At 34.9% G+C, this 12,555-nt stretch carries 12 protein-coding genes and 1 other RNA gene; 5 read left to right on the top strand and 8 right to left on the bottom strand.

Annotated features, from left to right (window positions below):
- The 3 genes from VIL26_00145 to VIL26_00135 form a co-directional block, all read right to left on the bottom strand.
- Positions 1-478 (bottom strand): hypothetical protein (locus VIL26_00145; GenBank protein ID HEY8389356.1); only part of this gene is annotated, 478 nt, incomplete at its 3' end.
- Positions 475-1,041 (bottom strand): LemA family protein, encoded by a 567-nt coding sequence (locus tag VIL26_00140; protein HEY8389355.1) that lies wholly within the window; start codon positions 1,039-1,041, stop codon positions 475-477. The genes VIL26_00145 and VIL26_00140, both read right to left, overlap by 4 nt.
- A 19-nt stretch (positions 1,042-1,060) precedes the next feature.
- Positions 1,061-1,945: a DUF3137 domain-containing protein gene (locus tag VIL26_00135; GenBank protein HEY8389354.1), complete on the bottom strand. Its 885-nt coding sequence runs from the start codon at positions 1,943-1,945 to the stop codon at positions 1,061-1,063.
- 218 nt (positions 1,946-2,163) lie between these two features.
- Between VIL26_00135 and VIL26_00130 the strand changes: the two genes are divergently transcribed.
- Together VIL26_00130 and VIL26_00125 are read left to right on the top strand one after the other, a co-directional pair.
- Positions 2,164-2,613, top strand: coding sequence for an S-ribosylhomocysteine lyase (locus VIL26_00130; protein HEY8389353.1), 450 nt, complete (start codon positions 2,164-2,166; stop codon positions 2,611-2,613).
- Between the two features lie 43 nt (positions 2,614-2,656).
- Complete coding sequence (locus VIL26_00125; protein ID HEY8389352.1) at positions 2,657-3,277, top strand: GyrI-like domain-containing protein; 621 nt, start codon at positions 2,657-2,659, stop codon at positions 3,275-3,277.
- A 51-nt stretch (positions 3,278-3,328) separates the two neighbouring features.
- Here VIL26_00125 and VIL26_00120 read toward each other — a convergent pair whose 3' ends face one another.
- From VIL26_00120 to VIL26_00105, 4 genes are all read right to left on the bottom strand, one after another.
- A complete protein-coding gene (locus VIL26_00120; GenBank protein HEY8389351.1) occupies positions 3,329-4,018 on the bottom strand; it encodes an RluA family pseudouridine synthase in 690 nt (229 codons plus the stop codon).
- Entirely contained in the window at positions 4,018-4,872 is an 855-nt protein-coding gene (locus VIL26_00115) for a class I SAM-dependent methyltransferase (protein ID HEY8389350.1), read from the bottom strand. Before VIL26_00115 ends, VIL26_00120 begins: the two co-directional genes overlap by 1 nt.
- 1 nt (position 4,873) lies before the next feature.
- Positions 4,874-7,987 (bottom strand): isoleucine--tRNA ligase, encoded by a 3,114-nt coding sequence (gene ileS / locus VIL26_00110; GenBank protein HEY8389349.1) that lies wholly within the window; start codon positions 7,985-7,987, stop codon positions 4,874-4,876.
- Positions 7,988-8,053: 66 nt separating this feature from the next.
- The gene (locus VIL26_00105) at positions 8,054-8,764 is read right to left on the bottom strand and encodes a CBS domain-containing protein (GenBank protein ID HEY8389348.1); all 711 of its coding nucleotides are present in this window, start codon (positions 8,762-8,764) and stop codon (positions 8,054-8,056) included.
- 218 nt (positions 8,765-8,982) lie between these two features.
- Between VIL26_00105 and ffs the strand changes: the two genes are divergently transcribed.
- An RNA gene (gene ffs, locus VIL26_00100) (signal recognition particle sRNA large type) lies at positions 8,983-9,246 on the top strand.
- A gap of 42 nt (positions 9,247-9,288) precedes the next feature.
- On the opposite strand, the gene VIL26_00095 is transcribed toward ffs, so the two are convergent.
- Positions 9,289-10,302 carry an alpha/beta hydrolase gene (locus VIL26_00095; GenBank protein ID HEY8389347.1) on the bottom strand — a complete coding sequence of 338 codons (1,014 nt, stop codon included), beginning with the start codon at positions 10,300-10,302 and terminating at the stop codon, positions 9,289-9,291.
- Between the two features lie 152 nt (positions 10,303-10,454).
- Here VIL26_00095 and VIL26_00090 point away from each other — a divergent pair, with 152 nt between their 5' ends.
- Positions 10,455-11,774, top strand: coding sequence for a putative DNA modification/repair radical SAM protein (locus tag VIL26_00090; GenBank protein ID HEY8389346.1), 1,320 nt, complete (start codon positions 10,455-10,457; stop codon positions 11,772-11,774).
- 1 nt (position 11,775) lies between these two features.
- A complete protein-coding gene (locus VIL26_00085) occupies positions 11,776-12,522 on the top strand; it encodes a TIGR03915 family putative DNA repair protein (protein HEY8389345.1) in 747 nt (248 codons plus the stop codon).
- The last annotated feature ends 33 nt before the right edge of the window (positions 12,523-12,555 follow it).

The raw sequence follows: 12,555 nt of genomic DNA, 5'->3' as shown, positions 1-12,555 counted from the left end.
TCACCGAATCAAAAATAATCTTTCCCTGATTAGCTAAGATATAAAATATCCCGCCCCAACCTGAAAAAGCCTGTTCGAATTTCTTTTCGTCTTTAAAATGCTTTCTAATACATTTTGCTATTTCTTGTTTTTGGTTAATTCCGTTATGGATGCACTCTAACATCAGCCCGCCAAAAACGCTTATATCTTCTTGAGTAAACCAGCTATCGAAATATGTTGTCTTAGGGGTAACTGACATAAACAAACCATAGTCATCATTATTAATAAGATGAACAGTACCTCTTAATGCCCATGTTTTGATAAGTCCCTGCGTCCATTCTTGATCTTTTTCGGTTGCCCGTATTCTTAATGTGTGCCTTGGATAATTAAAAAACTGCGCCTGCAATCCGCAAGTATTTTTTACTACTTGGTATTTTGGCACAGAATTAAGCAAATACTGATGTTTTAGAGTAAGGGCTAAAAACTGTTCTTTAGTCATAAACTGATTTTAACATCATTCTTTTTTTCTATATCAGCGACAAAAAAGTTAGCGGCTTTTAAGTTAAGCATTTTTGCTATAATGCTGGCAGGAAATGAAACCAATTTTTGATTATAATGTGATACGTTAGAATTATACAAACGTCTTGCTGCCTGAAGATGTTCTTCAGAATCCTTAATAGAAGACATAAGATCCGAAAACACTTGAGCAGATCTAAGTTCGGGATAGTTCTCTGCCAAAACATTGACTGTGTTACCCATCTTGTCTAGCTTTTCGACGACTTGAGCTTTTTGGGTGGTAGTCATATCTTTTCTCAAATCTATGATTTCATATAATGTTTCTTTTTCGTATTTTGTATATGCTTTTGCCGTATCCAATGCCTTAGTCAACAAATCATATCTTTTGGTCAAAGCCACATTAATACCAGAATCAGCTTCAGAAATTTTGACTATAAGCTGTTTAAAGCTGTTAACTGTAATGATTATATAAAGCAGCAAAATCAAAATAATAGCGACTAAGACTATTACTGTAATAACTATAGGACTAAGGCTTGCTAAAAACATTATGGCTACTCCTGTTATATTATTTTAAATTGATAATTAATTCGTCTATAATCTGAGTGATTATTAATATTTCAGCCATTATTTTTTGTTCATAAGCTGGCAGCATCATTTGATTTATTGACGGTTCAAATGCATTTTCTTGATTATGCAATGCAATATGTAATTTACCTTCGCAAAAAGCCAGCATTATCTGTCCATCAACAAGGTATCTTAACTTTAATAATGCTTCCATAAAACGTGGTGTAAGAATATAAAAAGCATTATGAGCATCGTCTGCAAACACACTAAAGTGTTTGTTAAATTCTACACTCTCTGTCATTATTTTTTGTGCTTTTGCCGGCGTTTTTATTAGCGGTCTTCTAACTCCGCCAAACTCATTTTCTCTTATTTGAATATATGTGTCAATCTTTTTATCAAAATCAAGTATTATCCACTTTCCCAAAAAATATTGAATATAAGTAGAATTTTCGGAAGCATCTATTTCTTGTATATCAAGGTCACATTGAGAAAATCTTACGTCTTTATAGACGGCTGATATAAAATCATTGCCTTTATATATATTGCCTATACAAACCAAAAATGTCTTTTTGATTGTTTCTTTATCAAAACACCTATCAGGCTCATAATTTACATCACTAAACACTTTGTTCAAACAGTCTTTGACTATTGTAAGTTTAAAAGAATGAACATAATGCTTTTTTTTAGGAAAATAACAAATAGATGAAAATATAATATAAATTACAAAACTAACAGCTACTCCAAGAACTAAAATTACCGCGTTTTCAAATATGATCGTTAAGACTATTGCTGCTAAAATTCCTACTAAAAGCGGTATTAAGCAAATAAACGAAGCTCGCTTCGCTTGGATTCTCAAATCTTCAATTCTTTCGATTTTTTGATCCATATATATTTAAGTATACCAAAAAAATGTTTATATCGCTATATCTATTTAATAAAAATCAGATTTTATCAGCATATAATCTAAATAATACATAAAAAATATTCATTTTAAAGTCATGAATTTTAGTCCTTATCATATTATGATTATATTAAATACTATTAACTTATCTTTTTTAAAAACATATTGACAAAACCTATTCATTTCATTAGACTGATTTTATTATGAATAATACAATAAAACCTATAGCTTCATTTTTGATTGATCATACAAATCATACCGAAGGCTTTTATCTGACCAAGATTGATGAGTTTTTTGGTCACAAAGTCTATACTTATGACCTCAGATTTCGCCGTCCAAATAAAGGCAATTATCTTAATAATGCAGTTATACATTCAATAGAACATCTCTTAGCTTCTGCTATAAGAAGCAGTGAATTTGGAGATTTGGTGCTGTATTTTGGCCCTATGGGATGCCGTACCGGATTTGATATGTTACTAGTTGATATTGATTATGATCAGGCCAAAGAGCTTGTTAAAAAATCTATCGAGCTTATTATGGATATTGACACTTTACCCGGCGCTACCGAAAAAGAGTGCGGCAACTACCTAGAACATGACCTAGAAGGTGCCAAGCAAGAACTAAAGAGATATAAAGAAATTATTGAGAAGTAATTTCATTTCTGCTTTCAGACTATAACGCAAGGAAAATCAAAAAATGAAACATGATTACAAAAAGCATGAAAAAGAACTTTATTGCCCTAAAGATGAATCAGAATTAGTAGTAGTTCCCAAGCAAAAATTCTTTTGCATTAAAGGAAAAGGTAATCCTAATGAAAAAGATTTTTCAGAAAGAATAGGCGTTTTGTATTCTCTTGCTTATGCAGTAAAAATGATGCCTAAGAATGGATTTGTTCCTGAAGGCTATTTTGAATACACTGTTTATCCACTAGAAGGTTTATGGGATTTGACCGAAGAAGGCAAAAAAAGCGAAGTTCTTAATAAAGATGAATTATTATATACCATAATGATCAGACAACCTGATTTTGTTAATGATGAAATAATGAAAAAAGCCTTTGAAATTGTTAACAAGAAAAAACCTCATCCATTATTAAAAGAAGTATTTTTTGATGAAATAGAAGATGGGTTGTCAGTTCAAATAATGCATATTGGTTCTTATGATGATGAACCTCAATCATTTGGTAAAATGAAAGATTTTATTCAAAATAATGGGTTAAAACTAAAAACTTTGGTTCATAGAGAAATATATCTGTCCGATTCTAGAAAAGTTGCCAAAGAAAAGCAAAAAACTATTTTAAGATACATGGTTTCAAGATAATTTTTTGACAAGAAAATAATATTAATGGGTCTAAAATTAGACCCATTTTTATTACATTATTATCGATTTTATTATTGGACTAAAAGCTTCCCAAACTTTGGCTTCAGGCGGATAGCATCTGAAAACCATTTTAACCTTGGTAACAGGATGATAAAATTTTAGTTCATAAGCCCACAAAGCTAGATTAAAGCCTTTTGGCATTGATTCGCCGCCATACTTGACATCACCCAAAACAGGTGTGTGCAGGCTGTTCATCTGAACGCGAATTTGATGCGTTCTGCCAGTTATAAGTTTTATTCTGGCAAGCGACAATTTGCCGTATTCGCCTACAATCCAATATTCCAGCATTGCCTTTTTGGCACCTTCGGTACTCATAGGCACGATTTTTACGGTATTGGTCTTTTCATCTTTCAAAAGATAATGGGTTAGTTTACCCTGTTTTTCTTTGGGTGTTCCCAACAAAATGGCAAAATAATTTTTTTCTACTTCGCCGTCTCTGATTGCTTCTGAAATTCTGGATGCGGCTTTTGAGGTCTTGGCAAAAACCATAACCCCGCCGGTGGGTCTGTCCAGTCTATGCACAAGTCCAAGATAAACATTGCCAGGCTTGTTTTCTTTTTCTTTTATATATTCCTTGCACAAAGTCAGCATGTCTTTGTCTTGAGTTTCATCTGCCATTACAGGAACATTTTGAGGCTTTACCACTACCAATATGTGATTATCTTCGTATATTACTTCCATTATCTTTCTCCGACAAATACTGCACTCGCACCGCAAGGCAATACTATCCCTTCTTTTGTAGGGAGCACAACTTCGTATGCTTCTATATGTCCTTTGAATTTTTTTGTTACTAATTGTAAGATATTACCCATAACTGAAGGCTGCAATCCAGTCGTATAGCTGTTGATGAGATAAAAAATCGGATTGGGCGACAAAAGCTCTGAACAAGATTGGGCAAGCTCAAATATAGATTCTTCCAGCTTCCACATCTCGCCGTTTGGACCTCTGCCGTAAGACGGCGGATCCATAATTATCGCATCATAAAAATGCCCTCTCTTTTTTTCTCTTGATACAAACTTTAAGCAATCATCAACTATATATCTTATATTATCAATATTATTAAGACGGGCATTTTCTTTGGCTCGTTCTACCATACCTTTTGCCGCGTCCACATGAGTTACAAGCGCGCCAGCGGATGCACAAACCACGCTTGCCGCACCAGTATAAGCAAAAAGGTTGAGGACATTGACTTTTCCTGCTTTCTTTATAAGTCCCTCCATCATGTCCCAGTTAACCGCTTGTTCGGGAAAAAGCCCGGTATGCTTAAATCCTGTTGGCTTAACCAAAAAGGTATAGTTTTTATATTTTATTTTCCAACTTTCTGGAAAGCTCTTTTTTATTATCCACTTGCCGCCGCCGTCAGAAAATCTCTTATACACAGCGTTAAGTTGTGAATACTGCTCCATATCTATATTAGTACGCCAAATAACCTGAGGATCTGGACGCAACAGCACCACATTGCCCCATCTCTCAAGCTTTTGACCATCGCCAGTGGCTATAATTTCGTAATCCTTCCAATGCTCGGCAATCTTCATATTATATTTTCTGCACACTCAAAACAACTTTTTCGCCGTTTATATCCCATTCTTTAGTATAACCTGCAAGGGTGTTTACTAATCTTTCAGCCAAAACATCTTTTTTGATGCTGTCTTGAGATTGGTTAAATACATTATTGAGGTCATTAGAACTTGTTTCATATCCCACAACAATATGGTCAGTAACCAAAAATCCGGCTTCTTTTCTCATGGTCTGGATCTTGCTGACAATTTCACGCTCATAGCCTTCTAAGATCAATTCTGGCGTCAGCTTAGTATCCATAACAACGGTAATGCCATCTCCGCTTTCTGCGTTGTAGCCTTCTTGACTCTTAACGCTTATCAACAAATCGCTCTCTGTCAGCTCTATTTCAACATCTTTATATACGGTTTTGAATACTCCGCCGTCCTTAACAGCTTGAGTTATTTCTTGTGCGCGTGTATCCAAAACTTCTCTTACAACAGCAAGGTTTTTGCCGTATTTAGGTCCCAATGTCTTTAACTGAGGCTTTAATGAATATTGAATAAAGTCTGCTGCTGTTTCTATAATCTCGATTTCTTTTACATTAAGTTCGTCTGCCAAAACATCAAGCAGTTCTTTATCTGGAACAGCCCTGTTAGCCAAAGCCATATACATTTTAGAAAGCGGCTGACGGTTTTTGATATTGACAGCATTTCTTACTGCACGTCCCAAAGCCGCAGCATCAATAATTGTTTGCATACCGCTGTCAAGTGTTTTGTCAATCAGCTTTTCGTCCGCTACAGGATATTGACACAAATGCACAGACATAGGTGCAGTTTTGTCAACATTTCTTACGATATTTTGATAAATAGTTTCTGTTACAAAAGGTACAAAAGGTGCGGCTAATTTTATCAAAGTATATAGCGTATGATATAGAGTAGTATAAGCCGCTATCTTGTCATCTGACATATCAGAGCCCCAGAATCTCTCTCTTGTTCTTCTGATATACCAGTTAGATAGATTATCGGTAAATCTCTGAATTTCTCTTGCACTGTCAATAATGTTATATTCGTTTAGAGCCTTGTCAACATACGCTATCAATGAATTGAGTTCTGAGATCAGCCATCTGTCCATCAATGACAGCTTGCAGTCTTCAAGGTTATATTTTGTAGGATCGTATTGGTCAATTTCAGCATACAGCACATAGAAAGAATAGGTATTCCAAAGTGTTCCCAAAAACTTTCTCTGTGATTCGCTTACTGCTTTTTTATAAAATCTGCTAGGCAGCCAAGGCGCCGAAGTTGTATAGAAATACCATCTTACCGCGTCTGCGCCCTGATCGTCCAAAACGCTCCAAGGATCAACTACATTGCCCTTGTGCTTAGACATCTTTTCGCCTTTTTCATCACAAACATGGCCCAAAACCAGACAGTTTTTATATGAAGGCTTATCAAACATCAATGTAGATATAGCCAATAGCGTATAGAACCATCCGCGTGTCTGGTCAACAGCTTCGGATATAAAGTCTGCAGGGAAACGTGATTCAAAGAGTTCTTTGTTTTCAAAAGGATAATGATATTGAGCAAAAGGCATTGAACCAGAATCGTACCAGCAGTCAATTACTTCAGGCGTTCTCTTCATAACGCCGCCGCATTTTTCACATTTTAATGTTACTTGATCTATATAAGGTTTATGAAGTTCGATATCTTCTTTTAGTCCGCCTAAATTTTTGAGTTCTTCCTTGCTTCCAATTACATGCAAATGTCCGCATTTTTCGCATACCCATATAGGCAAGGGTGTTCCCCAATATCTTTCTCTTGAGAGTCCCCAATCCACTACATTTTCAAGGAAGTTTCCAAATCTGCCTTTTCCTATGTTTTCAGGCAGCCAGTTTATCATTGCATTGTTTTTAAGAAGTCTGTCTCTAACCTCGGTCATTTTGATAAACCAAGTGCTTCTTGCATAATACAACAAAGGCGTATCACATCTCCAGCAGAAAGGATAGCTGTGTTGATACTTGATTTCGCTAAATAACAATCCTCTGCTTGCAAGATCTTTTATAACATCCTTATCGGCATCTTTTACAAACTTGCCGTATAAGAATCCAGCTTCCTTAACAAACAAACCTGCAGAATCTACCATTTGAACAAAAGGCAGGTTATATTTTTTACCCACTCTAGAGTCATCTTCACCAAATGCAGGTGCAATATGAACAATACCAGTACCGTCAGTCAATGTAACATAATCGTCATTGGTAACATACCATGCATGTTGCTCTCCTGCAAAATCATATAAAGGCTTGTATCTTATACCCTCATATTCTTTACCTTTTTTGATGCTTATGAGTTTATAATTTTCAAAGTGTTTGCTTATCAGCTCTTTTGCTAAGATATATATTTTTCCGTCGCTTTCGATTTCGGCATAGTCTTCTTTGGCATTCATACACAAAGCCACGTTAGAAGGCAATGTCCAAGGCGTAGTCGTCCAGGCGAGGAAATATGTGTTTTCTCTATCGACTAGTTCAAATCTAACGACAATGGATTTTTCTACAACATCCTTATAGCCTTGCGCTACTTCGTGGCTGGATAATGCCGTTCCGCATCTAGGACAATAAGGTACAATCTTGTGTCCTTTATAAATTAGTCCTTGATCGAAGATTTGCTTTAATGACCACCAAACAGATTCGATATAGCTGTCATTGTAGGTAATATAAGGATGTTCCATGTCCACCCAATAACCTACACGCTCGCTCATCTTTTCCCATTCGGACTGATATTTCCAAACGCTTTCTTTACACTTTTTTATAAAAGGCTCAATGCCGTATTTTTCTATTTCTTGTTTGCCGTCTATTCCTAATTGCTTTTCTACTTCCAGTTCTACAGGCAATCCATGAGTATCCCAGCCTGCAATACGTGCGACATGATATCCCTTCATTGTCTTATATCTGGGAATAATGTCTTTCATAACACGTGTCAAAATATGACCTATGTGCGGCTTTCCATTAGCAGTAGGAGGGCCGTCATAAAATGTAAATTCAGGCTTACCTTGTGTATTTTCTAAGGTCTTTTGAAAAACATCATTTTTCTTCCAAAATTCAATGACTTTTTGCTCTCGGGCAGTAAAGTCTAATGAACTGTCAACTTTGTCGTACATACCATAAGCTCCAAAATATATAAAAAATAAAAATCAAAAATGTTACCCTTAATTATGGTTTAAACCCTAAATTTTGTCAAGAATATTATTAAATGTCATCCAATCTGATGAAGTAATAACGGCAACCACAGGTGCTGTATTGTCGCCATATTTGGTTAACAAAATAGCCTTTAGTCTAGGGTTATTGGCATAAGCTGTCAAAACATCTAAAATGCTTGCGCCGGTTGACATAAAAAGATATTCTCTTGAATCAATGGTAGCGATATCCCCTAACTTGATTTTTTTTAAGGCGGCGGCGCTTACACTATCACTTGCCTGTAAAAGCCTTACAATCATATTGAGAATTAGTTTTGAATTGACTACACCAATGACTTGCTTATCTTTATAAATAGGAATGTTGGAATAGTTATGCTTAAAAATGTCATCAATAAGGTCATATAAATTTTGTTCATGGTCAAAAGCAATAACATTTTTGACTTTAATAACATCCATTACTATTGGCGGCGATGTCAAAAGGTCTGCAATATGACATATTAGACCAACAGTTTCATCATTGGGTTCAGCAATAATTTTATCAGTGGACTTATGCACTATTGCATTTCTAAGCCGTCCAAAATCATAAAGCTCATCTTCGTATTTTTTTATTAGCTGGTTTTTTGAAGACGTCTGTCTTAATAATTCGGAGAAAGAAATGTTGTCTTTGAATCCATATTGCGACCTTAACGTACGGTCGATAGTATTATATGCTTCTATAAATCTTGACGCATTTAAACCCATGAAAATATTATAGCATATGTGTACAAAAATAAAAAACATTAAGCAATAATGATAATGATGTTATCTAAGTTGTTTTAAAAAATGTTAATGTAAATTAATCAATCAATAATACTATTTTAGGGCTCTATTATAAAAACCGGCATTTTTATGTCAAATTAATAATGTTTTCCAAAAAATTACCCTTGCTAAAATGTGAATTATCATTTATAATAGTTACGCTGTGCTAAGTGGGGAGCTAGCGGTGCCCTGTACCTGCAATCCGCTATAGCAGGACCGAACATTTCTCGCGGTATATTTTATGGAATGCTGGAGTATGTAAGGAGCGTTGATAGCGGGGTCTTATGCAATTACAAACCGTGAACCGTGTCAGAGTGGGAACGCAGCAGCACTAAGCGGACCTTGTGATGTGCCATAAGGAAACTTCGAAGGAGCCACCTGCATAAATACCGTTTCGGTAAGATATATCAAAAGAAATTGCACAGCATTACAAAAAGAGCGATTTAAAAATCGCTCTTTTTGTTTTTTTATAGATCTTTAAGTTTTTCTAATACCTTGTCATAAAAATCTGCAACTTGGTTTACTAGACTGTAGTCAATCTTTTTTGATACTGCAGCATAACAGTTTATAATTTTTTTCCTTTCATTGTCCTTCGCTTTTTCAAGTCTTAATTCTAATTTATCTCTTAATCGCTGTATTCTATTGTCATATCTTATCCAATGATTTCTACCCTCTAAGGACAAGTTGATAGATAAAGGATGTATATTATATTGCTTTAGCTTTTCAAAATTTCGATACGGTACAACCTCATCGTCAATGCTATGTGCCAAAAAGACAGGTATGTTAGAGTTTTTAAGACTTTTTACAGATGACCCAAAAGGTGCTTTTCCGAATTTACATTTATTATAAACTACGCTATAAGGGTATATGACTTTTGCCTTTTTGCCAAAAGCCATAACGCCATAATCCACAGTCATTTGATTGACATTGTCAAAAGCAGAAAGCGCAGCCACTGCCTTAACCTCTTGATCAATAAGTGATAAAACTGCATATGCACCGTTAGAATAACCCCATAGTAACAAGGGCTTGGTATTAAGACTCTTATCAGCTTGTATCGCTTTTTTGGCATACAAGGCATCATATGGTATCTGATAAAGTCCTACAAGGTTGTCACCTTGGCTTTTGCCTGTGCCGCAAGGATCAAAAGAAAACACGCAATAATTTCTTTTTGTAAAATACTCGATCTCAGGCAAATATTTATTGTGATTATTTTTAAAACCAGGAACAAGTAATATAACTGCTTTATAATCAGTAACACCTTTTTTGAAAAACTTATATGCACGAATAGTTAGATTTAAATTATTCTTAAAATCTGCCCTAACATAATCTAAATCAGGAAAATCTTTTAGATTAAAAATATAATCCACATCAGCCTTTTTGCCATAATTCTTTTTTGAAAAGATTATAAAAATAATAAAAGGCAAAATCAATAAACACAAAACCAAAAAAACTGCTAACCCTATAATAAACCCCTCTAACATAACTCTTACCCTTAAATTTTATTGATATTATTATACCGTCTAACATCAATTATTTCAATGAAAATTATCATAAAATTAAAACAAATGTTTGACATTATGTATTATTGTGGTATAATAAACATATGTTGTAAACATTTGATTACGGGTGAAATATGGAGCTTAGTGATCGAATCAAGATCTTATCTGCAGGTGCAAAATATGATGTTAGCTGTTCTTCAAGCGGCAGCAACCGCAGTAATTCTGGAGATTCAATAGGTAGCACTTTTGCATGCGGTATTTGCCACAGCTTTACTGAAGACGGCAGATGCATTTCTTTGTTAAAAATACTTATGTCTAATGATTGCATCTTTGACTGTCAATATTGCGCTAACAGAAGAAGCAATAATGTTGATCGTGCGAGCATTACTCCGCAGGAACTGTGCGAACTTGTCATCAATCTATATAAGCGCAATTATATAGAGGGTTTGTTTTTGTCTTCTGCGATTATTCAATCTCCCAATCACACTATGGAAACATTGCTTCAAACAGTAAAGATGCTGAGAACTGTTTATAGATTTAATGGATATATTCACCTAAAAGCCATACCGCATGCCGATCAGCAGCTTGTAGAACAGGCATCCATGTATGCGGACAGAATGAGTGTCAATATTGAATTACCCACTGCACAAAGCTTGAAAGCGTTGGCACCGTCTAAGACCAAAGAATCAATTTTGAAACCTATGAAACAGCTTTCTGATATTTATCAAAATGGCACTGAACTATATAAAGACCAAAAATTGCTTACATCTAAAGATAATCTATTGATTCAAGATGCTTTGCCCCAAAATACGGTCAAAAAAAATAAAACAGTGCTTGTTCGTCCTATACCGGCAGGGCAAACCACTCAACTCATTGTGGGTGCTACGCCTGATACTGACGGCGTGATTTTGAAATTATCTGAGGCTCTATATAGAATATATCGTCTAAAAAGAGTTTATTATTCGGCATATGTTCCAGTAGGCAATCCTACATTATTACCCACAACGCCTGCCAACACAAGACGAGAAAACAGGCTTTATCAAGCTGACTGGCTGATACGGTTTTATGGTTTTTCTGTCGATGAATTTATTTCGCCTGATGTCAATCTCAATTATGACCTTGATCCTAAAGCTGACTGGGCATTGAGAAATATGGATAAATTTCCAATAGAAATTAACTCTGCGCCTTATGAAATGTTGTTAAGAGTGCCTGGCATAGGCATAAAAGGTGCATGGCGTATCAATAAAGCGAGAAAATACGGCAATCTTAGTTTTGATGACTTGAAAAGAATGAAAATAGTATTAAAACGTGCCCAAAATTTTATAACTGTTAACGGCAAGTTTTATGGAATAGATAATTACTACAGACTTAATAATTATCTGCTTAATGAATCTGCAGAACAACTTAGTATATTTGGAAATGAAAATTATAGTGTATTAACAGGGGAGGTATAAAATGATCTTTGTCTATGACGGAAGTATTGAAGGATTTTTTACTGTCGTATTTGAAACATATAGGATGGGGGTTGAACCAGTAGCTATTTATTCAAGAAATAGTGATTTCCAGATTGGAATGTTATATAAAATTGTAGAAATTGATACCGACTATATAAAAGCAGAAAGAGTAGTTACAGGTATTAAAAGAATAAGCTATACCGCGCTTGAAAATATTGATATAGCTTTCAGACATTGTGATAAGGAAAAAGACCTTGCTGTTTTTAGGTTTATCAAGCTGTTGTTTTCTAAAAAGAGTGCAGTTCTTGATATGTTCAATCATCCGGATGTAATCACCTTTAATAAATTGGTACAATCTGTCAATACAGAAACTCATCGTATGAAAGGGTTCGTAAGATTTAGAGAAACGGACTTTGGCGTTTTTTATGCTCCTATTTCTCCTGACCATGATATCTTGGATTTGATAGCACCGCATTTTATGGACAGATACAAAGGTATGCCTTTTTGCATTCATGATGTTTCACGCCAAAAGATGCTGGCTTTTGACGGTACTATATGCAAAATCGTTCCTGCAAAAGATATTGAGATAACTTTGAGCGAACAAGAAATAGAAATGCAATCTATATGGAAAAATTATTACGACAACATAAATATAAAAGAACGCAAAAACGAAAAATTGCAAAGACAGTTTATGCCTTTAAGATACCGTAAATTCATGACTGAGCTTAATAATGATGTAAGAAAATAACGCAACTTTTGATTCGTACCTCATACACCCAAA

It is taken from the genome of Clostridia bacterium, from assembly GCA_036562685.1.
Taxonomy (GTDB): Bacteria; Bacillota; Clostridia; order Christensenellales; family DUVY01; genus DUVY01.
The sequence above is the reverse complement of the archived record's forward strand: the minus strand, read 5'-3'. Positions and strand labels throughout refer to the sequence as shown.